The organism is Kitasatospora sp. NPDC036993 (assembly GCF_055607525.1).
Map to the genome: position 1 here is coordinate 53,611 of NZ_JBVJRP010000008.1, position 26,537 is coordinate 80,147.

Consider the following 26,537-nt stretch of genomic DNA (forward strand, 5'->3'; position numbering starts at 1 on the left):
GCCGGTTCCACAGGCCCGGCGCCGGACTGCCCGCCCTCCCGCCGAGGCGCGGCAGGAGAGCGGGAGTCCAGTCGGAGGCACACCATCCTCACCGGGAGATGCAGATGAAGCCACGCACCGCAGCAACCCTCGTCGCCCTGACCGTGGCCGGCCTCGCCTTCTCGGCGCCCACGGCCGGCGCCAGCGGTACCAAGCTGTCGCAGTCGGCGGCCGCCGGTCAGTTCAGCAGCGCCGGCATCACGTGGAGCTCCAGCGGGGGCTGCACCACCAGGTCCAACTCCACCTGCACCTCGTTCGACCAGATCAACTCGGGCACGGTCAGCGCCGTGATCACCCTCAAGCAGGCCAGCGGCTGTTCCATCAACATCACCGGCGGGACCGAGGTGGGCCACGCCTCCGGCACCTACAGCCACTACAACGGCTACAAGGTCGACATCGCCCGCAGCTCCTGCGTCGACAACTACATCCAGAACAGCTTCACCTACATCGGCCTCCGGGGCGACGGCTACCCGCAGTGGAAGGCCGCGTCAGGCAACCTGTACTGCAACGAGGGCAGCCACTGGGACATCCTCATCTACTGACGTGCCGCCGGTCCCGGGTGCCGCCTCCCCGAGCGGCGGCACCCTGGGTTGCGCACCTGGCCGCCATCGACGCGGGCGAACTCGACCTGACACTCGCGCCGCTGATCTCGGCCTGGGGACGCCGTCCGGCACTCGGTTAGGCGCGGCTCCGGGCGTCGCCCGAGGTGACGTGCGGGGCGGCCGGGGCCGTCGGGGTCCCCGGTGACGTTCAGCGGACGGTGACCTGGATGCTCTTGGAGATGTCGCACCGGTCCCCCGCGTACCTCGGTACGCCGGCCTGGCAACCCCCTCTGCCGAACACCCACGTCAGTGTGGTGGTTCCGGGCGCCAGGGCACTGAAGGTCAGGTCGAACTCGGAGCCGCAGCCTGCCGCGGGCGGGTCCGTGGGGCAGGGGCTGATGACGAAGTCCGGGCCGGGCCGCAGCACGCCGGCGTCGCCCGCCGAGTCGAGGTGCCAGCTCTTCGGCCGGGCGCCCCCGGTCGTCCTGACGCCGAGCTGCTGTCCGACCGCCAGGGTCACCGTGCTGGGCGGGTACGGAGTGGTGGCGCTCCCCGCCTCGGTGGGGAGGGGCACCTCCACCTGTGGCCGGGTGGCGGTGGCGACCGTGGTGCCGGCCGGGCCGGATTCGGACCACCAGCCGTCGAGGTAGGAGCCGAGCAGCAGGGCGGCGGCCAGGAGCGCCGCCCCGGCGGTGATGACGGTTCGGCGCATCAGTTGCCCTCTTCGCGGACTCGGCGACGCATGGTGATCAGCAGCGCGACCTCGGCCAGCCAGCGGGCGAACAGGACCTCGCGCCCGAGGTCCGCCCCGCCGGCCGCGCCCGCGCGCAGCCAGTCACGGACCAGCTCGCCCGCTTCCCGGCCGATCACCGGCTCGGGCAGGTCGAGCGCCCCGGCGAAGCCGCCGGCGCGGACGTACTGAGCCAGGACGCCCAGCGGCTCGGGGCCGATGTGCAGCGCCTCGGCCTGGTACGAGGCGGCGATCGCCGCCTCGCCGAAGAGCACCCGGCGCGGGGCCTGCTGCGCCTTCTACAGGTCCGCGACCTTGCTCATCGGGCCTGCGCCGGGGTCAGCGAGGCGGCGAGCTGCGATTCCACGGCACGGTAGTTGGCGCTGGTGGCCGTCATCTTCTGGACCAGTTCCGCCACGGCGCGCTGGGTGACGTGCAGTTCCTGGTCCCAGTTGGTGTCGAAGCCCGCCCACGCCAGGTCCACACCGAACTCGCCGAAGTCGGCGGACTGGTAGAGCTTCTGCGCGGTGTAGGCCTGGTTGGCCGAGGCAAGGTCGGTTGCGACGTTGCCGAGTGCCGTGTTCACGTGGTCCAGCGCGTCGGGCTGGACGGTGTACCCCACCAGTTCGGGCATCGGCTGCTCTCCCCCAAGAAGCTCCACGGCTCGCCATGATCGGACGAGCACGGTCGACGAGCATAGACGCTGCGGAGGGGGTGCCGGTTGCGGAGCCGGTCCGGCCGGTCCGGCCGGCCGGGCGCGGCGGTGCGGCGGCCCGAGCCGGCGGGTGACTGCGGGCCCGGGCCGCCGGACGTGCGCCGGGACGTGCGCCGGAAGCGGCCCGGTACGGCGAGGATCAGTACTGCGTGGTGATGGTGACGCCGCTGAACTCCGTTGCGCCGTACAGGCTGATGGAACAGCTCGATCCGGCGCCACCCTCCCGGTTGACCTGTGACAGCGAAGTCGGGAAGGACGGGGCAGGCTGCTGGCGCTCGCAGAGCGTCATACTGCACGTCGTGGATCGCGAAGACCTGATTGGTGCCCTCGAACGGCATGAGACTGATGCCGCCGGCTATGCTGCCGTGGCCCTGCGCGCTGGAGCTTCGTTCCGGGTGTGGGCCGAATCGACGGTGCCGGCCAGTCAGCTTCTCGGCATCTGGGCATGGCGGGCCCAGTGCATGGCGGAGGACGGCGTCGTCACCTACAAGGACTTCGAACGGGGATTGCCCGACCTTCGGCGTGCGGGTGACGCCCCGGTCGCCTTGGGGCGAGTAGATATCGCCGGAGACTCGCACTTGGTCTTCCTGGCCGCCGATCTGAGCTCATACGTCGCCGTGCTCTAGCGCTACGAGCGCGTTGGCCAGGGCGTTTCCCAACTTCGCTGTCACAGAATGAGGTTGTCCCAACTTCGGTGACAACCGTCCCAACTTCGCTGTCACGGATCACCGGTTCCGGGCTCCGGCGTTCAGCCGGGCCCGGGCGTTCGGCCGCCGGCGAGCGTCGAAGCCCGGTGGGAGCGGCTCCCCGCGGACCTCCCGCTCAGTGCAGGACGTCGAGGACGTTGTCGGCGTCGTTGACGAAGTAGACGGCGTCGCCGTCGAGGTCCAGTGAGAGGCCGAACAGCGCGCCCGCGCCGGGCGGTGTGCCCTCGTTGTTGATCGGCTTGACCGCCACCTGCCTGCCGGCCGGGGTGGTCTCGACGATGTCGCCGTCCCCGCCGTTGACCGTCAGGATGTCGCCGCGGGGCGTGAGGGCCATCCCCAGCGGGCCGTTGAGGGCGCCTCCCGATGTGATGACCCGCCCGATCCCGGCGCTGTCCTGCCGGGTCAGCGCGTGCGGGATCGCGGTGATCCGGCTGAGCACCGTGTCGGCGACGAACAGCGTGCCGTCGTGTCCCAGGCCGACGCCGGTCGGGCCGACCACCAGGGCCGCCGGGTCCGTCCGCTCGGGGAAGCCCGACCCGATCTCGGTGGTGGCCACCCGCTGCGGCAGGCCGCCCTCCTCGGTACACAGGGTGATCCGCAGGACGCTCCCCTGGTCGACCTGCGCGCCACCGCCGGCGACCGTCCCGTTGAGGACGTTGGTCACGAACAGTTCGCTGCGCTCGCCGGAGCTGACGGCGGTCATGTCCCACGGCCCGTTGATGCCGTCCCCGACGATGGTCTCGCGGACCGTGCCCTGCTTGTCGAGCACCAGCAGGCAGCCGGCCTGGGCGGTGTCGGACGTGCCGTCGGCGGTGGGGAGGCTGCCGACCACGACCCATCCGCCGGGCAGGACCGTCAGCGCCGTGGTGAGCCCGACCCCGCCGGGGCAGGGGCCGGGCAGGTTGTCCGGGTCGATGGTGGCGAACGTGGTCCGGGTCCCGTCCGGGGTGATCTGGACCAGCGTCGTGCCCCGGCCCTGCTCACCCGCGGGCGGGTTCGCCGCGTTGTTGAAGTTGCTGACCAGGACGTTTCCGCGGCGCAGGTCGCCGGTGCTCTCCTGGATCGTGAACACGCCGTACGGGTTGACGTCGCCGTTCTCGGGGACGGTGGAGGCGATGGTGGACAGGGTGTTCAGCCGGTCCAGGAACGGCCGCTCGCCGGCCCCCGCCGGGGACGCGGCGGCGGTCGGAGCGAGGGTGAGCGCGGCGGTCACCAGCACGCTCGAACATGCCCGAAGCTTCATCTGTACTGCCTTCCGGAAGACGGGCCGGACCGGTCGTCCCGACCCGCGGACGTGGTCCGTGTGGCCCCCCCCGGACCGCCACGCTGGGCATCCGTCACCCCGGTCGCCCGACGGCATCGGCCAGATGCCGATCACCCGGGGTGGCGCGTCCGGGCCGATCCCGTCGGTACACGCACAGCGGCGGCTCCCCGGATGTTCGCCCGCGTCAGGGCCCCGGCCGGCTCGCCGTGGCCGCCACCGGCCTTCACCGCGACAGGCATCCGGCCGGATGAAGTCGATCATCCTTCTCGTCCCCGAGGGGTGACAGGATGGCCGCGCCACGCACCCACCCTGACGGCAACGTCCGGAGATCTCGGAGGAACGGAATGAACCTGCGTCGCCCGGCCGCGACACTCGTGGCGGCCACTGCCCTTCTGCTCTGCGGTCCCCGCCCACGCCTCGGCAGATGACGGGAAGGCGCAACGGGAAAAGATCGTCACATGCGTCAACGCGGAGATGGAGAAGGAGAACACCGCGCGCAAGGGAAGGGAGGGACATCTCACCGACGTCCAGCTCAAGGCGCTCCAGAGGATCGTCGACGCCGAAGTCATGAACGGCCCCCTGCGGAAGGTATCGGTTGACGAGCAGAAGAAGATCCTGAAGAGGATTGAGACTGCGGCCAAGAAGGACAAGGACCTGCAGGACATCCCCACGGCGACGATCGACAGGATCCTGGTGGAGCTCAAGGACAAGGGGGCGTATTGCGAAGACCAGAAGTGAGACCTTCCGGGCCGGGAAGTGGCGCGGCGCGGTGCCTCACACCCTGCCGCACACCGGTCCCCGGCCCTCCCGAGGAGCCGGCGTACGGTCGGGCGCCGGTACCGAAGAAGAGTCAGTGGAACACGATGGCGTGACCGCCGGCGATGCTCGCCAGGCATGCCCGGTAGAGCTGGTACCAGGCGAAACGCTCGCTCTCGAACGGTCCGTCCACCGCGGGATCCGCAACCGGCCCGGCCTCCCCCGTCGCGAGGGGAACGCCCTCGTCGTCGAGGTCGATGCCGATCGACGACGCCATGCCCGACGGCGCCATGCCCGACGGCGCTGATCGCCAACGGCCCCGTGAACGCCGGCGCCACCTCGCCGAACCGGGTGATCGCCTCCGGTGCGGCGGCGATCGCGCTGGGCACCTACCTCGGCAGCCGAAGCTTCGGGGTTCGGCGGGGCAGGCGGCGATGGGGGGTGCGCCCGGACGCCGGGCACCCGGGACGACGAGGGCGCAGCAGCCACACATCCTGACGCAGGGCCAGGTCCAGGGCGGCGCCACCCCGATGTGCCTGGGCGAGAGTTCCCGGGGTTTCCGGGGAGTGTCCTGCGTGCTTGTTGATCGGATGTCTACCGGCGATTCCTACGCTCCGGTGCAAGCCCGACAGCAGCCATCCACAGCTGCCGTGACGTCGGAGGCCGCAGTGCCCCCGCCCGTCGGTTGTCCGGCGGACTGCCACGCGCCCTGTTTTGGAGAGGAGTTGGCCTCGTGAGGCCTGAACTGAGTCAAGAGGACGAGAGCCGAGCCGCTACCGCGGTCTGTGTGCCGCAACTGTTCGAGGAGCGGGTACGGGCCAGCCCTGACGCTGTGGCCGTCGTCGACCGCGACGGGTGCCTGACGTACGCGGGGCTCGACGCTGCCGCCGACCGGCTGGCCGGGGTGCTGGTGGCGCGTGGTGCGGGCGCCGAGAGCGTGGTCGCGGTGAACCTGCCGCGCGGGCGGGGACTGGTGACGGCGGTGCTGGCCGTGTTGAAGTCCGGTGCCGCCTACCTGCCGCTCGACCCGGCCCTGCCGGCCGAGCGCCGCAGGTACCAGTTGGAGGCCGCCGGTGTCACCCTGCGGATCGGCCCCGGGGGCGGTGAGGGGGTCGAGGTGGTCGACCTGCCGGCCGGCGAGCCGGCCGGGGGGTCCGCGCGGAACCCGGCGGTGGCGGTCATCCCGGGCGACCTCGCCTATGTGATCTTCACTTCGGGTTCGACCGGGCGCCCCAAGCCGGTGGCCGTCACCCACGGCTCGCTGGCCAACCACGCGGTCGCCGTCGGCGCGGCCTTCGAACTGACCGCGGCCGATCGGGTGCTGCAGTTCGCCGGTCCGGGGTTCGACGTGTTCGGCGAGGAGGTGTTCCCGACCCTGCTGGCCGGCGCCCGGGTGGTGGTGGCTCCCGACGCGGTGCCGTCCCCCGCGGAGCTGGAGGAGTACCTGCGCCGTGAGCGGGTCACGGTGGCCAACTTGCCGACGCCGTACTGGGACCAGTGGGTCCGCGACCTCGACGCCGAACCGCGGGAGGTACCCGAGGCCCTGCGGCTCCTGGTCGTGGGCAGCGACACCGGGCACACCCGTACGCTGGCCGGCTGGCGAGGGCACACCCCGGTGCCCGTGGTCAACGCCTACGGCTTGACGGAGACCACCATCACCGCCACGCTCCAGGCGTTCACCGGGGACTCGGTCCCCGAGGGGGAGACGCTGCCGATCGGGCGGCCGCTGGCCGGGGCACGGGCGTACGTGCTGGACGCCGACCTGGAGCCGGTCGCGGCGGGCGCCCGGGGCGAGCTCTACCTGGGTGGGGCGGTGCTGGCTCGTGGGTACCTGGGGCTGCCGGGGCTCACCGCCGACCGTTTCGTACCGGACCCGTTCGGCGAGGCTCCGGGCGGGCGGCTCTACCGCACCGGCGACCTCGTGGTGCTGCGCGCCGACGGTGCCCTGGCCTTCGTCGGGCGGGCCGACGACCAGCTGAAGATCCGCGGCCAGCGGGTCGAACCGGCGGAGGTCGGCGCGGCCCTGTGCACGCACCCCGCGGTGCGTCAGGCGCACGTGCGGGCGGTGGACGACGAGGCGGACGGCAAGCGGCTGGTCGCCTACGTGGTCGCCGCCGAGGTCGAGTCGTCGCAGCTGCGCGCCCACCTGGCCATGAGCCTGCCCGCCGCGATGGTCCCGTCCTCCTACGTGGTGCTCGACGAGCTGCCGCTGACCGCGAACGGCAAGATCGACCACCGGGCGCTCCCGGTGCCGACCGCCGGCGACGCCGCGTCCGGCGCACCGCGGGCAGTGGCGCTGACCGGCCTGGAGGAGCAGATAGCGGCCCTGTGGCGTGAGGTGCTGGGGGTCGGCCACGTGGGGCCGGACGACAGCTTCTTCGAGATCGGCGGTCACTCGCTGCTGCTCGTCCAGGTGCAGCGCAAGCTCAGCGGGGCGCTGGGGCGCCGGGTTCCCGGCGTCGCGCTCTTCGCCCATCCGACCGTCCGCAAGCTCGCCGCCCATCTGCGCGACGGCTCCGGGCCGGCCGACGGCGCGCTCGGTGACGAGCGTGCCGATCAACGCCGCAGCGGGAACTCCCGGCTCCAGCGGCGCCGCGCCCGCCAGAGCGCCGGGGGTGCCCGATGACGGAGGCCGCGCAGCCGGTGGATCCGGACAGCCCCTTCCTCGCCGTCGTCGGGATGGCCGGGCGGTATCCGGGAGCGCGCGACCTCGGCGAGTTCTGGGACAACCTGGTCAAGGGCACGGAATCGGTCACCCGCTTCCCCGGCGACCCGTCCACGCCCGAGTACGTCCCCGCACTCGGAGTACTGGAGGACGCGGACGGGTTCGACGCGGCGTTCTTCGGCTACTCGCCGCGCGAGGCACTGATCCTCGACCCGCAGCAGCGGCTGTTCCTGACCTGCGCCTGGGAGGCGCTGGAGGACGCCGGGTACGACCCCCGGTCCTGTGCCGGGCCGGTCGGCGTGTACGCGGGCAGCAGCCAGACCGGCTACCTGGACACGCTGATGGCCCACCGCGACCGGCTCGGCCCGGTCAGCGAGTGGCAGCTGCGGCTGGCGACCGGCATCGACTTCCTCACGTCGCGGGTCGCCCACCGGCTCGGTCTGACCGGGCCGGCGGTGACGGTGCAGACCGCCTGCTCCACCTCCCTGGTCGCCGTCCACCTCGCCGCGCAGGCGCTGCTGTCCGGCGAGTGCGACCTGGCCCTGGCCGGCGGGGCCAGTGTCAACGTCCCGGCGCGGCTGCCCGAGTACTCCGAGGGCGGTGTCATCTCGCCCGACGGGCGCTGCCGGGCCTTCGACGCCCGGGCCCGTGGCACCGTGGCGGGCAACGGTGTCGGCATCGTGGTCCTCAAACGGCTCGCCGACGCACTCCGGGACGGCGACCACGTCCGTGCCGTCCTGCGCGGCACCGCGGTGAACAACGACGGCCTGGACAAGGTGGGCTTCACCGCTCCGGGGGTGGCCGGCCAGGCGGAGGTCATCCGCGCGGCCCACCTGGTGGCCGAGGTCGAGCCGGACAGCATCGGCTACGTCGAGACGCACGGGACCGGGACGCCGCTGGGCGACCCGATCGAACTGGCCGCGCTGACCCAGGCCTTCCGGCGCGGCACCGACCGGCGCGGGTTCTGCCGGATCGGGTCGGTCAAGACCAACATCGGCCACACCGACGCGGCCGCCGGGGTGGCGGGCTTCATCAAGGCGGTGCTCGCCGTCCGGCACGGCCTGATCCCGCCGAGCCTGCACCACACCTCGCCCAACCCCGAGATCCCCTTCGCGGACGGCCCGTTCGTGGTGAACACCGAACTGCACCGGTGGCGCCCCGACGGTCCCCGACGGGCCGGGGTCAGCTCGTTCGGGATCGGAGGCACCAACGCGCACGCGATCCTGGAGGAGCCGCCCGCGCGGCCTCGCCCGCCCGCCGCGCCCGCGGACCATCTGCTGGTGCTGTCCGCCCGGACCGCCCCCGAGCTGGACCGCGCCGCCGCCAGGCTCGCCGAGCACCTACAGCGGCAGGCCGCCGGCGCCGCCGACCCCGGCCGGGAACTGGCCGACACTGCCTGGACGTTGCAGACCGGCCGCCGCGCCTTCGCGCACCGCCGGTTCGCCGTGGCCGCCGACCACACCGAGGCGGTCGAAGCACTGACCGGGGCCGGCGCCTCCGTCCACCCGCCGGTGGGCGGCGAGCGGCCGGTGGCGTTCGTCTTCCCCGGGCAGGGCGGACAGCACGTCGGCATGGGCCGCGAACTGTACGAGAACGACCCGGTCTTCCGTGCCGAGGTCGACGCGTGCTGTGCGCAGCTCGAACCCACACTCGGTCTGGACCTGCGGACGGTCCTGTACCCCGCCGGCGAGCAGCAGGGCGCGGCGGCCGAGGAGTCGCTGCGCGACATGGGCGTGGCCCAGCCGGCCGTCTTCGTGGTGGAGTACGCGCTCGCCCGGATGTGGGAGCAGCGAGGGGTACGGCCGGCGGCTGTCGCCGGGCACAGCCTCGGTGCCTTCGCCGCTGCCTGTGTGGCCGGTGTGCTCCGCCCGCCCGACGCCCTGCGGCTGGTCGCCGAGCGCGGCAGGCTGCTGCAGAGCCTGCCCGTCGGGGCGATGCTGGCCGTGCCGCTGGCCGAGCGCGACGCCACCGGACTCCTCGGCGACGGCCTGGAGCTCGCGGCCGTCAACGGACCGAACCAGTGCGTCCTGTCCGGGCCGCGGGGGACGGTCGACGCGGTGTTCGCACGGCTGACGGAGGCCGGTGTCGACGCGCGCCGGCTGCACATCGCCACCGCCGGACACAGCGCCCTGGTGGAGCCGATCCTCGACCGGTTCGCCTCCCTGGTCGCCGGACTCGACGTCAAGGCGCCTTCGATCCCCTGGGTCGGGGACACCACCGGGGAGTGGGTCCGCACGGACCGCGCCCCTGACGTCGGGTTCTGGACCGCCCACATGCGCCGGGCGGTGCGCTTCGGCGACACCCTCGCCACCCTGTTCGCCGAGCCCGACCGGATCCTGCTCGAAGTCGGCCCCGGCCTGACCCTGACCACCCTGGCCCGCCGGCACCCGGCCCGCACCGAGGCCCACCTGGCGCTGCCCAGCCTGCCGCACCCCGCCGGCGAGCAGTCCGCCCTGCGGACCACGCTGGCCGCCGCCGGACAGCTGTGGGCGGCCGGCGTCGAACTCGACTGGCCGCGGCTGCACGAAGGCCGCCGGCCGGGCCGGACTCCGCTGCCGACCTACCCGTTCAGCCCGCGGCCGTACTCACCGCTCCCCGCCGACGACCCCGCGCCGGCCGTGACCGCCCAGCCCGCGCCGACCGTCACAGACGACCCCGCGCAGACCGTCACCGCCGAGCCCGTACAGGACGGCGACACCGAGACACGACTCGCCCTGATCTTCGGTCAACTGCTCGGACTGGAGCACGTGGCGGCGCGGGACGACTTCTTCGAACTGGGCGGCGACTCCCTGATCGCCGTCCAACTCGCCTCTGCCGTCCGCGCGGCCTTCGACGTCCGCATCACCGTCAAGCAGGTCTTCACCGCCCCCTCCCCGCGCCGACTGGCCCGGGTGGTCGACGCCGCCCGGCAACCGGCCTGAACCGTCACCGACACACCGACCCGGAGGACAGCCATGTTCGAGGACGACGACGACCGGACCTACCAGGTGGTCCGTAACACCGAGGAGCAGTACTCCATCTGGCCGGCCGGCCGAGCGCTGCCCGCCGGGTGGGAGCGAACGGGCGGAGGGGGCAGCAAAGCGGACTGCCTCACCCTGATCGACGGCCTGTGGCGTGACCTCCGGCCGAGGAGCGTACGTGAACGGGCGGCCGCCCGATGACCCGAGCGGCCGCCCCGCCGGGACTGCTGCGCCACCAGGGCTTCCGACGGCTGTGGGCCGCCCAGACGGTCAGCGTGCTCGGCGCCCAGATCTCCGAACTCGCGCTGCCCCTCGCGGCCGTGACGGTACTGGAAGCCACCCCGTTCCAGGTGGGACTGCTGGCCGCCGTGCAGTACCTGCCGTTCCTGCTGGTCGGCCTGCCGGCCGGGGCGTGGGTGGACCGGATGCGCCGGCGGCCCGTCATGATCGTGGCGGACCTGGTCCGCTGCGCGGTCCTGCTGACCGTGCCGGCGGCCGCGCTCTACGGGGTCCTGAACCTGTGGCTGCTGTATCCGGTCGCCTTCGCGGTCGGGGTCATGACGGTCTTCTTCGACCTGGCGGCACAGTCCTTCCTGCCGACCCTGGTCGGCGAGGAGCGGCTCGTCGAGGCCAACACCAGACTCCAGCTGTCCCAGACCTCCGGCCAGCTGGCCGGCCCCAGCGTCGGCGGATTCCTGGTCCAGCTGTTGACCGCGCCACTCGCCGTGCTCGCCGACGCGCTCAGCTACGCCGGGTCGGCGGTCCTGCTCCTGCTGGTCCGGGTGGAGGAGCGGCCGGTCCGCGACGCGGTCCGGCCAGGACTGGTGGCGGAGGTCAGGGAGGGCCTCGGGTACGTGTTCCGGCATCGGCTGCTGCGTCCGATCGCGCTGAGTGCGGGGATCACCAACCTCTTCGGCCTGTTCGGCATGGTCCAGGCGATCCTGGTGCTCTACGCGGTCCGTGACCTGCGGCTCTCACCGGCCGGGTTGGGCACCACGCTCGCGATCGCGAACGCGGGCGTGCTGCTCGGCTCGCTCGCCAACGGCCGGGTGGTGCGGCGCCTCGGCGTCGGGCCGGCGCTCACCTGGTCCATCTTCGCGCTGGGCGGCACCCTCCTGCTGCTGCCGCTGGCCACCCCCGGCACCGCGATGCCCGTCCTGGCGGTCGCGATGGCCCTGGCCGGGCTGTGCGCCTCCGTCTTCAACATCAACCAGATCAGCCTGCGGCTGTCCGTCACCCCCGCCCCGATGCGCGGGCGCATGACGGCGACGCTGCGGTTCGTGGTCTGGGGCGTCATCCCCGTCGGGACCTTCCTCGGAGGCGCGCTGGTCGGCCCGCTCGGACTGCGCGGCGTCCTCTGGCTCGCCGGTACGGGCAGCGTCCTCGCCGGACTGCCGCTGCTGTTCTCCGCCGTGCACCCGCTGCGGGCCATGCCCGACGCCGCACCGACCGCCCGTCCGACGAACCAGGAGACCCTTCATGCCTGACGTTCCGGGGCACACCGCCCCACGCTGGCTGGTCAACCGCCGCAAGCGCCCCGACGCCGCGGTCCGGCTGTACTGCTTCGCCCACAGCGGCGGCTCGGCCGCCGAGTACGTCCGCTGGGGCGACGACGTGCCGGGCATCGAGGTGTGGGGCGTGCAACTGCCCGGCCGCGGCTCGCGGCTCGACGAACCGCGGTACACCCGGACCGGCCCGCTGGTTCACGATCTGGTGGAACAGGCCGCGTTCCGCGCACCGTTCGCCTTCTTCGGGCACAGCCTCGGCGCCCTGCTGGCCTACGAGACCGCGCGCGCCCTGCGCGCGCACGGCCTGCCCGGCCCCGAACGCCTGCTGCTGTCCGCCTGCCCGGCCCCGCACCGGCCCCGCGGACTGCCGCCGATCCACCACCTCGGCGACCGGGAGCTGTTCACCGCCATCCAGGGCCAGTACGGCTCGCTCCCCGACGAGGTGGCCGAGGACCCGGACCTGCTCGCGATCATGATGGCCTCGCACCGCTGCGACTTCGACATGGTCGACAGCTACCGCCACACCCCCGGCGAGCCCCTCGACCTGCCGCTGCACGTCTTCGGCGGCACCGAGGACCGGCTCCCCGCCGAGGAACTCGCCCGGTGGCAGGGCCACAGCCGCGGACCGTTCGCCCTGAACCTGCTGCCAGGCGGCCACTTCTACCTCCGCGAGCACCGCGCCGCCCTGCTCGCACTGGTCCGGGCCGCACTCACCGACCGCCGGCACGCCGGGTCGCCCGTCGACTCGCTCTCCCACGACCTGTGAAGGCAGACATGACTCACGACACCACCACCCCGGCCGGCTTCCTCGCCGAGCTCCACCTGGGGCACGTGCGCTGGGACCTGATCAGCCCCTTCCCCGCCCCGTCCGACGAGGACCGCGCCCGCGGTGACGCCGCCGTCGCCGAGCTGATGCGCTTCCTCCAGGAGACCGTCGACCCGACCGAGGTGGACCGCACCGCGAGGCTGCCCGACGGCTTCCACGAAGCCTGCGCCGCCCGCGGCTACTTCAAGCTCCAGGACCCGCTCGAACGCGGCGGTCTGGGCCTGACCGCCCACAACGCCTTCCGGATGATCCAGGCCGCCGCCAGTTGGTCGGTGACCGCCTGCTACGCCATGTCCGTCCACCTCGGACTGGGCGCCGGCGCCTACCTGCCGGTCCTGGCCGACGGCGAGCTGAAGTCCGAACTCGAACGGCTGCTCGCCTCCGGCGCGATCTCCGGCGACGCCGACACCGAGCCCACCGGTGCGATCAACCGGACCCGGGCCACCACCGCGGTGCCGACCGAGGACGGCACCGGATACCGGATCAGCGGCGAGAAGGTGTTCATCCAGAACGGCCCGATCGCCGGCCTGCTGAGGGTCTCGGCCACCGTGCACGACGGGGACCGGGAGTACATCCGGCTGTTCTTCGTCGACACCGCCGACCCCGGCTTCACGGTCAGCTCCTGGCACGAGTACCTGGGTCTCAAGGGCCTGCCCAACGCGGCCCTCACCTTCGACCGGGTCTTCGTCCCGCACAGCCGGGTCTTCACCCTCGACGGCCTGACCGCCGAGGACGAGTGGCGGCTGGCCCCCGAACTGCACACCATCAGCGTCCGGGGCCGGATGTACCCCATCTCGGCGCCCGCCCTGGCGATCGGGCGGCTCTGCCTGCACTGGTCCCGGGAGTTCGTCCGGCGGCGCTCGGTCGGCGGGCTCGGGCTGGAACGGTACGACGAGATCCAGCGCATCATCGCCGCCAACCTCGCCGAGACCTTCGCCATGGAGAGCGTGGTGGAGTGGTGCCTGCTGGCCGAGGAACGCCACCCGGGGATCGACCTGGACCCGGAGCAGACGGTGGCCAAGAACATCAACTCGATGACCAGCTGGCGCATCGTCGACCGCACCCTGTCCCTGCTGGCCGCCGAGGGCTTCGAGACGGCGACGAGCAAGGCCCGGCGCGGCGCCCAGCCCTTGCCGGTGGAACGGTTCTTCCGCGACGCGCGTGCCCTGCGGGTGGCCGGCGGGGTGGACTTCCTCGTGGACCACTGGGCGGCCAGGCACCTGCTCTCCCGCCACTACCCGAAGCCGCGGGCCATCGCCGAGGCCGCGACCGACCTCACCGCGGCGGACGACTGCCTGTCCCCGCGCAACCGGGACCACCTGCGCTTCGTCGCCGAACAGGCCGTGCGGTTCGCCCGCCTCAGCCGCGACCTGGTGGACCGGCACCCCGACCCCGAGGAGCTGTTCGCCGAGGAACGCGTGCTGATCCTCCTCAACCAGCTCTCCGCCGAGCTGTTCAGCATGTCCGCGGTGCTGGCCAATGCCGCCCGGCTGCACCGCGAGGGCACCGGACCGGCCCAGGACCTCGCCGACGTGTTCTGCACCGAAGCACGCCACCGCATGGCGGACGCCCGACGGCGCCTGGCCGACACCGACGGACCCGACCACGCCGGCGCCTGCGCCCAGTGGCTCCACGGCGACGGCCTGGAGTTCCTGCTCCGCGACACCGTCACCGCCACCCCACCCGCCTGCTGAGCAGGTGGTATCCGAGGCCGCCCCGGCCACCAGCCCCGCTCACCGAACGACCACCGACCCGGAAAGGGCCGCAGCGATGTTCAACCTCTCCCGTTCCCAGGAGATCGTCTGGCTGCACGAGGAACTCTTCCCCGAGAGCCGCGCCTACAACTTCACCGCCTCCCTCGACCTGCGCGGCCCGCTGGACGAGCCGGCCCTGCGGCAGAGCCTGGCGACCGTGCTCGCCCGCCACGAGGCGTTCCGCCTCGAACTCGATCCCGAGGACTTCCCACCGAAGCAGCGGGTGAACGCCGCCTGCGCACCGCGCTACCGCACCGTGGACCTGACCGGTGGCGAGGACCCCGAGGCGGCCTTCGAGGACCTGTGGCGCGAGCAGCACGACGAGCCCTTCGACACCGCCGAGGCGCCCATGGTGCGGTGGACCCTGATCAGGCTGGCCGAGGAGCACCACCGGCTGCTTCACACCGAGCACCACCTGGTGCACGACGGCTGGTCCTTCGGCCTGGTCCTGCGCGACCTGTTCACCACCTACCGCGCGCTGGCCCAGGGCATCCCGGCCGACCTGCCCGAGCCCCGCTCCTACCTCGAGCACGTCCGCCGGTCGGTGGCCGCCGAGGAGCGACCGGGCCACCGGGACGGAGCCGTGGCGTACTGGCGGGGCGCCCTCGACGGCGCGGCCTTCGACCTGCCGCTGCCCGGCCTGGACCCGGGACGGGTCCGCGACGTCCCGCACGGCGACCAACTGCGTCAACTGCTGGAGCCCGGGCCGGCCGAGCGCCTGCGGACAGCCGCCCACCGCCACGGGCACACCCCGTTCTCGGTCCTGCTCACCCTCTTCGCGGAGCTGCTGCGCCGCGAGAGCGGCCGGTCCGACCTGGTGATCGGCAGCGCGGTGGGCAACCGCCCGCCCGGCTTCCAGGAGTGCGTCGGGATGTTCGTCAACACCATCCCGCTGCGCATCCGCCTGGAGCCCGACGGCAGTGCGCTGGACGCGGTCGACGAGGTCACCGAGGTCCTGATCCGCTCGCTGCCGCACCAGGGCGTCCCGGTCCAGGACCTGGCCCGGGAACTCGGAGAACACTCCGGCACCGGCCTGGACAACCCGCTGTTCCACGTCATGTTCAGCGCGCATGACGCGCCGGTCCCGCACGTCGAGGGGCTGGACCTCGACGTGTCCGTCCACGAGGCGTTCAACACCGGCACCTCCCGCTTCGCCCTCGACGTGGTGCTGGTCCCCGACTCCCGCCGGACCGTCAACGCCCGCTCGGGCCCCGGCGGCATGCTGCTGATCTGGGACTTCGCCACCGACGTGTACGACCGCGCCCGGATCGCCGGACTGCAGCGACAGTTCACCGCGCTGCTGGAGGCCTACCTCGCCGACACCGCGACCGGCCTCGCGGCACTCACCGCAGCAGCCAACGCCTGACCCCACCGCCCACACCATGAACCGAGGAGACCGGATGACCTCCCACGAACCGACCGCCCATCAGCTGCCCGGCATCGCCTGGGGAGGTGAGCCCGCGCCCGCCCCCGCACCGGGGGCGGGACCACTCGAGTGGTTCGACAGCTGGCTGGCCAAGCAGCCCGACGCCCCGGCCGTCGTGGACGGCACCACCACCTGGAGCTACCGCGAGCTCGACCAGGCCGCCGCCCGGATCGTGCGGGCCCTCGGCGGCCGGGTCGCCCGCGGCCGGCTGGTGGGAGTCTGCCTGGAACGCTCCGCACCGCTGGTGGCCGCGGCGGTCGCGCTGGCCAGGATCGGCGCGGTCTACCTCTCCCTCGGCGCGCGGCCGGGGGCCGAGCGGGTGGAGTCGATCACCGAGGACGCCGGCATCAACTGCCTGCTCACCGACGGCACGACGCCGCCGCCACCCGGCTGGACCGTCGCGCCGGACGACGCGGTGGACGGGCTCACCGTCGCTCGGCACGGCGGACGGGCCGACGGTGCGCCCAGCGATGCCTTCTGCGCCGTCACCACCTCGGGCAGCACCGGCAGGCCCAAGATCGCACTGCTGCCGCAGGACGCGATCGCCAACCTGGTCCGCTGGACCTGCGACCGGCTCGAGATCGGCCCCGAGTCCCGGGTGGGCCTCTTCGTCGGCACCACCTTCGACGCGCACCTCAAGGAGCTGTGGGAGGCGTTGTCGTCGGGCGCCACCCTGTACGTCGCGCCCGAGGACGCCCGCGGCTCGATGGCCGAACTGTTCCAGTGGTGGCGGGAGTCGGGCCTCACCCACTGCCTGCTGCCGACCCCGCTCGCCGAACTCGCCTTCACCCAGCCGTGGCCCGCCGGCCTGGCCCTGCGCCACATCCTGGTGGGCGGCGACCGGATGCGGGTGCGGCCGCCCGAGCAGTGCGCGGCGGTCGTGCACAACGTGTACGGTCCCGCCGAGGCCTGCGTGCTCACCACCACCCACCGCGTGCGTCCCCGGAGCGACGACCCGACCGCCGTCGTGCCGATCGGACAGCCGCTGACCGGCTACACCGTCTTCATCACCGACGAGGACGGCCGGGTCCTGCCCCGAGGACGGGCCGGAGAGGTCCGGATCGGCGGTGCGGGCCTGGCGCTCGGCTACGTGGACCCGCAGCGGACCGCCGAACGCTTCGTGCCGGCCCCCGCGGGCCAACCGTACGTGGACCGCGTCTACCGGACCGGCGACAAGGCGGTGATGCGCGCCGACGGAACGCTGGAATTCCTCGGCCGGACGGACGACCAGGTGAAGATCAGCGGCGCGCGGATCGAACCGGCCGAGGTCGAGGCCGCCCTGGAGACCCACGACTCGGTCCGGCACGCCGTCGTGGTCCCCTACCAGGGCACCGGCGGCGGTCTGCGGCTGGCCGCCTTCCTCCTGCTCGCCGAAGGGGCGCGGGCCGACGAGGACGCCGTGCTGGCCGCCGCCCGCGCCCGGGTGCCGAAGCAGGCGGTGCCCGCCGTGGTCCGCTTCGTCGACGCCTTCCCGCTGAACGCCAACGGCAAGGTCGACCGCGCACTGCTCACCCGGCAGGCCGCCCCCGCGGCGTCCACCGCACCCGGGGCGGCGCCGACCCCGCAGACCCCGCAGACCCCGCAGACCCCGCAGGCCGAGGACCCCGAAGCGTTCCTGCTCGCGGCCTGCCGCCGGCTGCTCGACCAGCCCGACCTCACGATCGCCGACAACTTCACCGAATCCGGCGGGACTTCACTGGCCGTCGCCCGCCTGCTCGCGCTGATCGAAAGCACCTACCCGATCCGGGTCAAGGCCGCGGAGGTCATGCGCCAGCCCGACCTGGCAGCCCTGGCCGCCCTGGTCGCCACCCGCCTCACGGCGTCGGCGCGCGGCTGAACACTCCCGCCACGACCGCCCACGCGCCCCCTGAGAGGACTTCCATGGACCGCCCCACCCTGACCGAGCGGTATCTGGCCGAACTGAGCGAAAGCGCGCCCACCGCGGCCGAACTGCTCGGTCGTGCGCAGCACGACACCCTGCTCACCACCTACTACCGGAACCGCTTCCTGCCCCGCCCGCTCTTCCTCGGCCACGAAGAGCGCGAGCAGCTGACGGAAGACCTGGAAACGCTCCGCACCGCGCTGTTCAGCCTGCCCGACCGGCTCTTCGACGGCGACCTCGGCGCGTTCGCCCGTGCCGTCGGCATGACCGAGACCCAGATCGAGGTGATCCTGCGCAGCCAGGGCGCCGCCGCGACCCGCATGGCCCGTACGGACCTGTGCGTCGACGACAGCGGATTCAAGGTCGTGGAAGTCAACGTGACCAGTTCGCTCGGCGGCATGGACAACGGCGTGATGGCCCAGGCCCTGCTGGAGCACCCGCTCCTCGCCGACTTCGCCGCCCGGCACGGCCTCGGTTTCGCCGACACCGCCAGGGAACTGCTGCACACCATGTACGCCGCCACCGGGTTCGCCCCGGAGGCCCGGCCGGTCATCGCGGTCGCCGACTGGCCGAGCAGCTACCTGAGCGGCTGGGGCGCCTTCCTGAAGGAGTTCTGCGCCCATCTCCAGGCCCTGGGCGCCGACGCGCACCCCTGCCACATCGGCCAGCTCGACTACCGCGACGGCCGGGTCTGGCTCGGCGACCGGGCCGTGGACGTCATCCACCGGATCTTCCTCGCCGAGGACCTGCTCGAATCCCCCGAAGCCCCGGCGCTGATGGACCGGGTCGTCCGCGCCGCCGCGGCCGGCCAGGTGAAGCTGTTCGTCCCGCTGGACGCGGAGCTCTACGCCAGCAAGGCCACACTCGCGATGCTCTCGGACGAGAACAACCGGCACCTGTTCAGCGCCGGGGAGCTGGCGGCGTTCGACCGCATCCTGCCGTGGACCCGAACCGTCCAGCCCGGCACGGTGACGCTGGAGAGCGGACGGACGGTGGACCTGCTCGACTACGCCCGGGCCGACCGGCACGACCTCGTCCTCAAGCCGACGGTCCTGCACGGCGGCAGCGGTGTCGTCCTCGGCGAGGACGTGACCGAGGAGAGCTGGGCCGCTCACCTCGACGCCGCCCTGCTCGGCACGCCCTCCATCCTGCAACGCCGGATCCGCCCGGTCACCGAACTGTTCCCGGACGAAGACGGCACGTTGCAGCCATGGCTGACGGTCTGGGGCGTGTTCACCATGGCGCGCGGCTTCGCCGGCATCATGGCCCGCGGCACCCGCCTGGAAGCCAACGTCGGCGTGGTCAACGTCGCCACCGGAGCACACGGCGGCACCGGACTGTACGAGCTGCCACCCCGCGAGCGCACCGGCGAGTAGCCGGCTCCGGTGGCGAGGTCGCCGAGGCCCACCGCACGGCTCCGGCTCGGAGCCGTGCGGTGGGCCGTCGAGCGCATGGGTCCGTCCGAACAGCAGAGACCGCCCGGCGCTGGTGGCCCGAGCGGTCTCTGCGCGTGTCCCGGCACGTTTCCCGGTCCGCGCCGCGAGCGGTGGACGTCGGGTCAGTCGCGGGTGGTCCAGCGCTGGGTGGCGCTGGTCGCGGAGGGCGCCGTGAGCGTCGCGCCCATGCCGGACTGGTTGCCGGGGGTGTCGAGGACGTAGCCGGTGTTCGGGTCGGTGATCTTCAGGCTGCCGTCGTCGTTCCGGGCGACCCGCCACTTCTGGGACGCGGACTGCGGGTCGGACGGCTTCACCGTGACCCGGTAGCTCGGGTAGCCGCTGGACGTCAGGGAGAGGGAGGGGTTGCAGCCGTCGTGGATGCGCACCGTGCCGTCCGCGTTGGCGTCCAGCCGCCACTGCTGCCCGAGGTCGGACGGGCTCTTGTCGTAGATGGAGGCGTAGCTGTTGGGGAGCACCATGCAACCGCCGCCCTGGTGCGACAGCACGAGGTTGCCACCGTTGGAGAGGAAGTGGGGCCGGCCGTCGCCGACGGGCAGGGGCCCGTAGTAGATGGTGTGCTTGGCCAGCAGGTCGAGCGCCGCGCCGGTGGTGGCGAGGGGCGGGACGGCGGCGGGGCGGACGGTCTTGTAGTAGTCGGCGAACGTGGACGACGTGTGGTCGAGCATCACCTTGGCGGTCCCCTGCCAGCCCTGGTCGACCTTCCGCCACAGGTCGAGCAGGGAACCGGCGACGTTGCCGGAGACCGCGTCGCCGCTGTCCCAGCCGCTGCCGTAGGTGAATTCGGTGCTGTTCCCGTTCGACCACACGTAGCGGTTGTCGCCGAGCAGGTAGGCGGCGACGGCGTTGGCGAAGCCCTCGACCCAGGCGCAGGAGCGGTTGCCGGCCGCCCAGATGTACGTCGGGGCGCAGATGCCCTCGGGCGGTATGCCGCCGTAGAGGCGGTCCATCAGGAAGTGGCCGCCCTCGTGCAGGATGATGTGCTCGGAGTCGGGGTCGGCGTCGGGGAGGGTGATGGTGTTGTCGAGGTCGTACACCGGTCCCCTGGTCATGCCGGGGGCCCAGAAGACGGTGAGCTCGGTACAGGAGCTGCTGTTCGGCTCGCGGGCGCTCCAGCAGTCGCTGACCGGGTTGTTGCGGCCCCACCACAGGAGGTTGAGGGTGTCGAGGACGTGCCAGGCCCGGGAGGTCTGGGCCGGGGGCTTGATGACGCCGAGGGACGCGCTCGCAGAGAGGTTCTGCTGGACCGGCGAGTCGACGGTGTACCGGGAGGCGGGCACGTCCGGGGTCAGGACCCTCCACATCCTGGTGCTCTCGGAGGAGAACCGCACCCACATGCTGTTCATCGTCGTGGTGGTCGTGGGGGTGTAGCAGAGGGTGAAACCGCCGTCGGACACGGCGGTGAGGTCGTAGCCGCCGAGCGCGTGCGGGGTGTCGCCGGCCTTCTCGGTGCCCCACAGCTGGACGTTGGCGTTGCGGACGGGCTTGGTCCGGGTGGGCTTGGCCGGGCCCTCCTCCGCGTTCTGGTAGTCGTACTGGAAGGTGCCGCTCAGGCAGATCGGGCTCGCGGCGACCGCCGAGGCGGGGGCCGCCGCGAGCGGGACGACGGCGAGCACGGCGAGCAGCGCCGTGCCGAGGGCGGCGAGCCGTCGGGTCAGGCGGGTGCGCAGGGGTATGGCCATCGAGGTCCTCTCGGTGAGGCCGCCGGCCGCGACCGGGCATCGACACGGATGCGGGCGTTCGGCGGCGGTCGGTCACGGGTTCGCGTGCCCATGGTCGGTGCACGGTTCCGCTCGCGGTAGGGCGTACGGGAGGCGGGTGCGGCTTGCGAGGCGCCGTCCGCGCCGGTTGTGAATGAACTCCCGTGGGCGGGTGGCGGCTTGCGCCGTCGCCCGAACCGAGCAGGAATCTACACAGCTCAGTCACGAAGGGAGTGTCGTATTCCGTTTTTCCCCGCTCAGCGGTCACAACCGGCCACGCTTTGACTGGTTCCGGTCATGCGCCGGTGGCGCTTCAAGCCAACAACCCTTCCTGCATCACGAATTGACGCATCGCCATTTCGCAAATGGCTCACGAGCGGTTGCCGCTGCCCGTCGGCCGTCGCGAGCCGAGCGCGTATGCGGCCGTGACACCGGCCGCCGCCGCACCGGCCCACCCGGCCTCACTCGCCGGTCCCGCGCCTGCCGCCCACCCGTCCGGACGCGGCGAGCAGTGCCACGACGACGAGCACCGCGAGGAGCACCAGGACGAGCAGCAGTACGGTCAGCACGGTCGGGTGGTTCCACAGTGCGAACACCAGGGCCAGGACCAGCACCGCCGCGAGGACGAACCAGCGGCGGTGGGCCTCGGTCCAGGTGCCGGCCCGTCCGGTGCGCACCCCGTGCGCGTCGCCCCAGCGCGCGGCGGAGTCGGCGACGCCGTCCGCCCGCGCGCGGACGGCGCGGGGGAACCGTCCGGTGCCGGAGAGGTAGCCGCCGAGCGCCACGAGCACGCCCAGGACGATCGCGGTGCGCAGGCTGGTCCGCAGGAAGCGGAGCAGCGTGTCGAAGATCGCCGCAGCCGCGGCCGGAGACTGCACGGCCGGGGACAGACGGTCGAGATAGTGGTGCCGGACGATCACCAGGGCGATGGCCACCAGCAGGCAGGCGCCGGCCGCACCGAGGGCGGTGGTCACCAGGGCCCGGCGCTTGCGCCGCGCCGGCAGGACGCCGATCGCGCCGAGCAGCACGGTGAGGACGGGGATCCGGTTGCCGGCCACGTCGAGCGCGTGCGCGGCACCGCGGATCTCGGCCAGCTCGTCGGACTGGAAGAGCACCATCTGCTTGTTCACGTCCGGGATCCTCGCGGCCGGGGACACCCCCGCGGCCACCAGCTCGTCCTTCAGCCGGTCGACGGCCGTCCCGATGTCGAGGGTGACCGTGCCGTCGGCGACGCCGACCGCACCCCGGCCGTGACCGGTGAGGGCGTGCACCACGGCCGCGTGGGCGAAGCGGTTGGCCTGCGTCCACACCGTCGCGAACGCGTCGCTGCGCACGAACTCCGCCGCGGCCCTGGCGATCACCTGGTCGACGGCGTCGTCCAGTTTCGGCCCGAGTGCCTTGACCGCGGAGGCGGCCCTGGGCGGCAGGCCCTGCGACTGAAGCCAGGCGGCCAGGTCGGACGCGACCGCCGGGCCGTCCACCTTCACGTCCACCGCCTGGGTGAGCCGGTTGACCGCGGCGTCCTGAACGGCGGGGTCGGTCGCCAGCGGAGCGACCGTGGCGACGTACCGGTCGGTGTCCAGCGCGATGTCGTGCACCCAGACGGTGAGCAGCGACACCGGCACCAGGACGCAGGTCAGTGTGATCAGCACGGCCGAGGCTGTGCTCGCGATGATCCGCCCGGCCTTGGCGGGGCGTCCGGTCCCCGCGGACGAGCCTCCGTTCCCCGCCTCGTCCGTCCCCCGCGCGGAGGGAGGCCCCGGCGGCTCGGTCATCGGAACTCCCAGCTCTCCGCGCGGCCGTGGCACCGCTGACCACCATTGCCCCGTAGAGCCCGGCCACCGGCACCCCGGGGTGGTCCGTCCGGACGAGGCGAGGCCGACGGACCGCGCGCTCCCGTGCGGCCGCGGCCGGTGTGCTCTCCCGCGACCGGTGTGCTCTCCCGCGACCGGACCGTCCCGCCGGCGCGGCCCGGCTCTCCGTCCGTTGCGCCGAACGGCGGTCCTCCCGGGATGCCGCACACCATCCCGTCGCCCAGGCTTGGACGGAATCCCGGGTGCCCGCGCCGGCGACGGACCCCAGCGGCGGACGGAGTGCCGACGTCGGAGGGAGGACGGAGTGGCGGAACAGCGTGGTCAGCCCAGCCGCGCTCACTGGATCCGTGCCAGATCCGCCTGGCTGCGGGGGCGGACGGCGACGCTGCGCGACGCCCCGTTCCCGCGCCGGTTCGCGGCGCAGCTGATCCACATCCATGTGCTGGACACCGCCACCCGTCTCGCGGCGCAGGTGTTCCTGACCGCCCTCCCGGTGCTGTTCGTACTGGCCGCTTTCATGCCGCAGGAGGTGCGCAGCAGCGTCTCGGATTCCCTTCGTACCGTCCTGGGCCTCCACGGTGCCTCGATCGACGAGATCCGACAGGTGCTCCAGAGCGGCCAGAACACCACCACCGATGCCTTCGGCGTCGTCGGAATCCTGGTGACCCTGCTCTCGGCCACGAGTTGCAGCCGTGTCCTGCAGCGTCTGTGCGAACGGAGCTGGCACCTGCCCCATCTGGCAGGGCGCCTGGCGGCGTGGCGATGGCTCGCCTGGCTGCTGGTGTGGATCGTCGCCCTGACCGTCCAGGGGCAGGTCCGGACCGGATTCGGTGTGGGGGACGGCCTCGGGGTCATCCTCTACCTCGTCACGGCCACTCTTCTCTGGTGGTGGACGCAGCACCTCCTGCTCGGTGGCCGGGTCCCCTGGCTTCCCCTGCTCCCCGGGGCCGTGCTGACCAGTGCCGCGCTGACGGCGCTCGCCTGGGGATCGCGGCTCTACATCCCCCGCTCGCTGAACCGCAGCGTGGCGCAGTTCGGCCCGCTCGGCCTGGTGTTCACCCTGCTCAGCTGGCTCATCGTGATGTTCACGGCCATCACGCTCGGGATCGGCATCGGGTACGTGGTCGCGGGCCAGGGCCGACTGGCCCGGCTGCTGGGGACTCCGAACCCGGCCCCGGCGGACGAGGAATGACGGCAGGGCCCCGGAACGGACCGGCTCCTCCTCGGTTCCTCGGCACTCGTCGCCGACGCGGTCGCGCACGCGTCGCCGGGCGTCGTGAGTAGCACGCCCCATCCCGTCGGATCACGGTCCGCGTTGCTCTTTCCATCCGTGAGTTCAGGGTTCGAGGCCCCTGGCGGCCCCCTCGGAACGCTGACGGGTCCTGCACCGGGCCACCTTCGTCAGCCGGGACATCGACAGCAACTACGAACTGATCCACCGCCTCGAACCGTACGTCCGCCCGGCCGCCACCAGCACCGGCGCGCTGTCCGCCGCCACCCGGCAGGTGCTCGCCACCGAACTGCCCGAACTCCTGCCGCACGCCGTCGAGATCATCGAGTACCTCGGCCGGCACTTCGGCATCGACGACTGACCCCCGCCCGGCCCTCCGGTTCCCCGGGGGGGCCGGACCGTCGTCGGCGCCCGGGCCGAGCTTTCCTCGACCGGACCGAGTGGGAGCCGCACAGCGCCCTCACTCACGCGTCGAACCACGGCTTCCTGGCGGACCAGTGTTTCACCCAGCCTGCGAAGCCCGACTCGGCCGTCGTGAAACCGAACTCCGAGCCGAAGGGAACCGCGCCTTCCCCGCTGATGTTCCACACGTGCCCCCGGTGCGGACCCGTGACGATGAGGTGCCAGTACATCCCGCAGCCGTCGGTACCCAACACGATCGATCCGTGGCTGAAGACCTGTTCGAGGATCGGGTCGATCTCCTCGGAGGGCCTGGGATCCTCCTCCCACAACCACCTCGACGTCAGCGGGAAGGGCCTGCTCAGGTGACGCTCCGGCCGGCCGTCACCCCAGTCCCCGGGCATCTCCGCCAGTCCCACGAGCCCGAAGTCCGGTGGCCCGGAGCGTGAGCCGTCCGCGATCTCGGCAACGAACGTCCGGTACGGCTCGGGCAGGACCACGCCGTGCTCCGCCTCGAAGGCACCCACGGCCTCCCAACCCAGCGCCGACTCCCGGGCATCGTCGGCGTCGACGGCTGCTCGAATCGCAGCAAGATCGCGGGGATCCGCGTGCTCTGTGTCCATGCGGCCCATTGGTACCACCCGGCTCTGACAAGGGCGCAGGGTTGCGGCGCACGGCTCACTGCGACTTGACCCTGGTGCCACCCTTCTCGTCTTCGGCTCACTGGCAATGACGGACATGGGCTCCGCAACGAAGTCCTCTTCGAGGGCCGGCCCGTGCGGCCCGCCAGCGTCTGGGGCCGCGCCGATGAAGGCGCTGACCTGGTCCGCGGCCCGGTGCCCACGACGGCTGCCCAGGCGCTCTGGCGCGGCCTGCTGGTCGTGACCGTCGACGGCACGTTACTGCCGGTACCGGACTCCCCGGCCAACCTCGCGGTGTTCGCCAAGCACCGATGCCACGGCGGGGGTGGGGGCTATCCGCAGATGCGGCTGGCGCCCTTGGTGGCCTGCGGGACGAGGGCGGTGATCGGGGCAGTGATCGGACCGGCCAGTGTGATCCAGCGGCAGCGGGTCACAGCCGGAGGACGGAGCACCTGGAAGCGGTGGGCGTGGGCTTCGGTGTCCTCCCATAATCGGGCCTCGTAGGTGGCCATCAGGGCGAGCATCTCCCGGGCGGGCTGGTCGTAGTCCGCGGTCCAGGCCAGGCGGTCCAGGCCCGTATCGAGGTGGTCCCAAGCTGTGCGGGCGCGGTCGAGACATTGGCGCATCAGGCCGTCCTCGCCGACGCTGGAATGATGGATGGCCAATCGGGAAGCGGCCGGCGAGGCGTAGAGCGGGTCTTCGCGTGCGCTACCGGTCCAGGCGACCTGTTCCGCCGCCATCGCCAGGCTGTGCCGACCGAACAGCCGGTGGACCTCCGCCACAGGGGTCCAGGCCTGGGATTTGGTGGGTGGGTCGGCGGACATCTCGGCCAGGGTGACCGCCAGGCCGAGGCGGGCCTGCGCTGCATCAAGGTGACGCGCGGAGACGGCCGTCAGCATCGCACGCGAGACCAGGGACGAGGCGATGGCGAAGAGCCGTGAGCGAACTCTCTGGCCGGCGCTGCCCTGCTCCTGAAGCGCCAGGGCACTCTGGGCGAGGTCAGCGGCGCGCTGCTCGATCTCCTGGCCCGTGCCGAACCTGCGGTTTGGGCCGATCACCTCGATTGGCTTCCTCTCAAGCCGGTCGACGTCCGCCATGCCGATCTGACAGCGGCCGGCCGGGCGGTGTTCAGCGGCTGTACCGGTGCTGGGTGCGGGGACGCCGGCGGGCTCTGACAGGTCCTGAGAGCGGCGGGTTCCCCGGGGGATGAATCCCAGTTGGTCGGCGGGGCGACCGAGGACCGCCTGGAGACAGGCACGGTACAAGGAGGGTGGCCACCCCGTGCGTCCGGTCGTCCAGTTGGTGACGGTCCGTTCGGAGACCGTCCCGATTCGGCCGGTCAGCTCCTCGTATGCGCCGTTGACCTCGTCGGCCAATTCCACGCCGGACAAGCCGAGTTCTGCCATGCGGGCTCGAAGAATCACGTTCCCATCCACTCGCCCAGTGTAGTGACATGAGCACGTTCCGCACCGGGATTCACGCAAGCCGGGGCCGAGTTTTCGGGGGCGACCCCCCGAACCCTCC

The 26,537-nt window shown here is 72.6% G+C and carries 22 protein-coding genes; 13 read left to right on the forward strand and 9 right to left on the reverse strand.

The window, feature by feature from the left end:
- The first annotated feature begins 98 nt into the window (after positions 1-98).
- Positions 99-581 (forward strand): hypothetical protein, encoded by a 483-nt coding sequence (locus ACZ7C5_RS18415; protein WP_401082713.1) that lies wholly within the window; start codon positions 99-101, stop codon positions 579-581.
- 208 nt (positions 582-789) lie between these two features.
- Here ACZ7C5_RS18415 and ACZ7C5_RS18420 read toward each other — a convergent pair whose 3' ends face one another.
- From ACZ7C5_RS18420 to ACZ7C5_RS18430, 3 genes are read right to left on the reverse strand one after another with little or no spacing between them, the layout of a single operon-like run.
- Positions 790-1,293, reverse strand: a complete 504-nt coding sequence (locus ACZ7C5_RS18420; RefSeq protein ID WP_470322966.1) for a hypothetical protein — start codon at positions 1,291-1,293, stop codon at positions 790-792.
- On the reverse strand, positions 1,293-1,586 hold the full coding sequence (locus ACZ7C5_RS18425) for a hypothetical protein (RefSeq protein WP_470322967.1): 294 nt from the start codon (positions 1,584-1,586) through the stop codon (positions 1,293-1,295). Before ACZ7C5_RS18425 ends, ACZ7C5_RS18420 begins: the two co-directional genes overlap by 1 nt.
- Positions 1,587-1,630: 44 nt before the next feature.
- Complete coding sequence (locus ACZ7C5_RS18430; RefSeq protein WP_188301427.1) at positions 1,631-1,945, reverse strand: type VII secretion target; 315 nt, start codon at positions 1,943-1,945, stop codon at positions 1,631-1,633.
- A 230-nt stretch (positions 1,946-2,175) separates the two neighbouring features.
- Here ACZ7C5_RS18430 and ACZ7C5_RS18435 point away from each other — a divergent pair, with 230 nt between their 5' ends.
- Positions 2,176-2,652 (forward strand): hypothetical protein, encoded by a 477-nt coding sequence (locus ACZ7C5_RS18435; RefSeq protein ID WP_470322968.1) that lies wholly within the window; start codon positions 2,176-2,178, stop codon positions 2,650-2,652.
- 196 nt (positions 2,653-2,848) lie between these two features.
- Here the strand turns inward: ACZ7C5_RS18435 and ACZ7C5_RS18440 are convergent, their stop codons facing one another.
- Complete coding sequence (locus ACZ7C5_RS18440; protein WP_470322969.1) at positions 2,849-3,976, reverse strand: NHL repeat-containing protein; 1,128 nt, start codon at positions 3,974-3,976, stop codon at positions 2,849-2,851.
- A gap of 495 nt (positions 3,977-4,471) precedes the next feature.
- Between ACZ7C5_RS18440 and ACZ7C5_RS18445 the strand changes: the two genes are divergently transcribed.
- Positions 4,472-4,735, forward strand: a complete 264-nt coding sequence (locus ACZ7C5_RS18445; protein ID WP_401082731.1) for a hypothetical protein — start codon at positions 4,472-4,474, stop codon at positions 4,733-4,735.
- Positions 4,736-4,847: 112 nt separating this feature from the next.
- Here the strand turns inward: ACZ7C5_RS18445 and ACZ7C5_RS18450 are convergent, their stop codons facing one another.
- Entirely contained in the window at positions 4,848-5,030 is a 183-nt protein-coding gene (locus ACZ7C5_RS18450; RefSeq protein WP_401082734.1) for a hypothetical protein, read from the reverse strand.
- A 510-nt stretch (positions 5,031-5,540) separates the two neighbouring features.
- Between ACZ7C5_RS18450 and ACZ7C5_RS18455 the strand changes: the two genes are divergently transcribed.
- The 9 genes from ACZ7C5_RS18455 to ACZ7C5_RS18495 all read left to right on the forward strand — a co-directional run bounded on the left by ACZ7C5_RS18455 (position 5,541) and on the right by ACZ7C5_RS18495 (position 19,150).
- Positions 5,541-7,379 carry a non-ribosomal peptide synthetase gene (locus tag ACZ7C5_RS18455; protein ID WP_470322970.1) on the forward strand — a complete coding sequence of 613 codons (1,839 nt, stop codon included), beginning with the start codon at positions 5,541-5,543 and terminating at the stop codon, positions 7,377-7,379.
- Positions 7,376-10,339 carry a type I polyketide synthase gene (locus ACZ7C5_RS18460; RefSeq protein WP_470322971.1) on the forward strand — a complete coding sequence of 988 codons (2,964 nt, stop codon included), beginning with the start codon at positions 7,376-7,378 and terminating at the stop codon, positions 10,337-10,339. The genes ACZ7C5_RS18455 and ACZ7C5_RS18460 overlap by 4 nt, the downstream gene beginning before the upstream one ends.
- A gap of 33 nt (positions 10,340-10,372) precedes the next feature.
- Complete coding sequence (locus ACZ7C5_RS18465; RefSeq protein ID WP_401082742.1) at positions 10,373-10,579, forward strand: MbtH family protein; 207 nt, start codon at positions 10,373-10,375, stop codon at positions 10,577-10,579.
- Positions 10,576-11,865: an MFS transporter gene (locus ACZ7C5_RS18470; protein WP_470322972.1), complete on the forward strand. Its 1,290-nt coding sequence runs from the start codon at positions 10,576-10,578 to the stop codon at positions 11,863-11,865. Before ACZ7C5_RS18465 ends, ACZ7C5_RS18470 begins: the two co-directional genes overlap by 4 nt.
- The gene (locus ACZ7C5_RS18475; protein WP_401082747.1) at positions 11,858-12,652 is read left to right on the forward strand and encodes a thioesterase II family protein; all 795 of its coding nucleotides are present in this window, start codon (positions 11,858-11,860) and stop codon (positions 12,650-12,652) included. The genes ACZ7C5_RS18470 and ACZ7C5_RS18475 overlap by 8 nt, the downstream gene beginning before the upstream one ends.
- An 8-nt stretch (positions 12,653-12,660) precedes the next feature.
- Positions 12,661-14,406, forward strand: coding sequence for an acyl-CoA dehydrogenase family protein (locus tag ACZ7C5_RS18480; protein WP_401082750.1), 1,746 nt, complete (start codon positions 12,661-12,663; stop codon positions 14,404-14,406).
- 76 nt (positions 14,407-14,482) lie between these two features.
- Positions 14,483-15,832 carry a condensation domain-containing protein gene (locus ACZ7C5_RS18485; RefSeq protein ID WP_401082753.1) on the forward strand — a complete coding sequence of 450 codons (1,350 nt, stop codon included), beginning with the start codon at positions 14,483-14,485 and terminating at the stop codon, positions 15,830-15,832.
- A gap of 34 nt (positions 15,833-15,866) precedes the next feature.
- Positions 15,867-17,729: a non-ribosomal peptide synthetase gene (locus ACZ7C5_RS18490; RefSeq protein ID WP_470322973.1), complete on the forward strand. Its 1,863-nt coding sequence runs from the start codon at positions 15,867-15,869 to the stop codon at positions 17,727-17,729.
- Between the two features lie 44 nt (positions 17,730-17,773).
- Complete coding sequence (locus ACZ7C5_RS18495) at positions 17,774-19,150, forward strand: hypothetical protein (RefSeq protein WP_470322974.1); 1,377 nt, start codon at positions 17,774-17,776, stop codon at positions 19,148-19,150.
- Between the two features lie 182 nt (positions 19,151-19,332).
- Here the strand turns inward: ACZ7C5_RS18495 and ACZ7C5_RS18500 are convergent, their stop codons facing one another.
- A complete protein-coding gene (locus ACZ7C5_RS18500) occupies positions 19,333-20,910 on the reverse strand; it encodes an RICIN domain-containing protein (RefSeq protein ID WP_470322975.1) in 1,578 nt (525 codons plus the stop codon).
- A gap of 479 nt (positions 20,911-21,389) precedes the next feature.
- The gene (locus ACZ7C5_RS18505; RefSeq protein ID WP_470322976.1) at positions 21,390-22,580 is read right to left on the reverse strand and encodes a hypothetical protein; all 1,191 of its coding nucleotides are present in this window, start codon (positions 22,578-22,580) and stop codon (positions 21,390-21,392) included.
- A gap of 466 nt (positions 22,581-23,046) precedes the next feature.
- On the opposite strand from ACZ7C5_RS18505, the gene ACZ7C5_RS18510 reads away from it, so the two are divergent.
- A complete protein-coding gene (locus ACZ7C5_RS18510; protein WP_470322977.1) occupies positions 23,047-23,934 on the forward strand; it encodes a YhjD/YihY/BrkB family envelope integrity protein in 888 nt (295 codons plus the stop codon).
- Between the two features lie 503 nt (positions 23,935-24,437).
- Here ACZ7C5_RS18510 and ACZ7C5_RS18515 read toward each other — a convergent pair.
- Both ACZ7C5_RS18515 and ACZ7C5_RS18520 read right to left on the reverse strand, forming a co-directional pair.
- Positions 24,438-24,995, reverse strand: a complete 558-nt coding sequence (locus ACZ7C5_RS18515; protein ID WP_401082769.1) for an SMI1/KNR4 family protein — start codon at positions 24,993-24,995, stop codon at positions 24,438-24,440.
- Positions 24,996-25,345: 350 nt separating this feature from the next.
- Complete coding sequence (locus ACZ7C5_RS18520; protein ID WP_470322978.1) at positions 25,346-26,449, reverse strand: hypothetical protein; 1,104 nt, start codon at positions 26,447-26,449, stop codon at positions 25,346-25,348.
- Positions 26,450-26,537: the final 88 nt, after the last annotated feature.

Coding starts and splice junctions, on each gene's coding strand:
- ACZ7C5_RS18415 (WP_401082713.1), top strand. CDS start 99: ATGCAGATGAAGCCACGCACCGCAGCAACCCTCGTCGCCCTGACCGTG.
- ACZ7C5_RS18480 (WP_401082750.1), top strand. CDS start 12,661: ATGACTCACGACACCACCACCCCGGCCGGCTTCCTCGCCGAGCTCCAC.
- ACZ7C5_RS18450 (WP_401082734.1), bottom strand. CDS start 5,030: ATGGCGTCGTCGATCGGCATCGACCTCGACGACGAGGGCGTTCCCCTC.
- ACZ7C5_RS18475 (WP_401082747.1), top strand. CDS start 11,858: ATGCCTGACGTTCCGGGGCACACCGCCCCACGCTGGCTGGTCAACCGC.
- ACZ7C5_RS18420 (WP_470322966.1), bottom strand. CDS start 1,293: ATGCGCCGAACCGTCATCACCGCCGGGGCGGCGCTCCTGGCCGCCGCC.
- ACZ7C5_RS18490 (WP_470322973.1), top strand. CDS start 15,867: ATGACCTCCCACGAACCGACCGCCCATCAGCTGCCCGGCATCGCCTGG.
- ACZ7C5_RS18500 (WP_470322975.1), bottom strand. CDS start 20,910: ATGGCCATACCCCTGCGCACCCGCCTGACCCGACGGCTCGCCGCCCTC.
- ACZ7C5_RS18515 (WP_401082769.1), bottom strand. CDS start 24,995: ATGGACACAGAGCACGCGGATCCCCGCGATCTTGCTGCGATTCGAGCA.
- ACZ7C5_RS18495 (WP_470322974.1), top strand. CDS start 17,774: ATGGACCGCCCCACCCTGACCGAGCGGTATCTGGCCGAACTGAGCGAA.
- ACZ7C5_RS18465 (WP_401082742.1), top strand. CDS start 10,373: ATGTTCGAGGACGACGACGACCGGACCTACCAGGTGGTCCGTAACACC.
- ACZ7C5_RS18440 (WP_470322969.1), bottom strand. CDS start 3,976: ATGAAGCTTCGGGCATGTTCGAGCGTGCTGGTGACCGCCGCGCTCACC.
- ACZ7C5_RS18445 (WP_401082731.1), top strand. CDS start 4,472: ATGGAGAAGGAGAACACCGCGCGCAAGGGAAGGGAGGGACATCTCACC.
- ACZ7C5_RS18485 (WP_401082753.1), top strand. CDS start 14,483: ATGTTCAACCTCTCCCGTTCCCAGGAGATCGTCTGGCTGCACGAGGAA.
- ACZ7C5_RS18460 (WP_470322971.1), top strand. CDS start 7,376: ATGACGGAGGCCGCGCAGCCGGTGGATCCGGACAGCCCCTTCCTCGCC.
- ACZ7C5_RS18430 (WP_188301427.1), bottom strand. CDS start 1,945: ATGCCCGAACTGGTGGGGTACACCGTCCAGCCCGACGCGCTGGACCAC.
- ACZ7C5_RS18470 (WP_470322972.1), top strand. CDS start 10,576: ATGACCCGAGCGGCCGCCCCGCCGGGACTGCTGCGCCACCAGGGCTTC.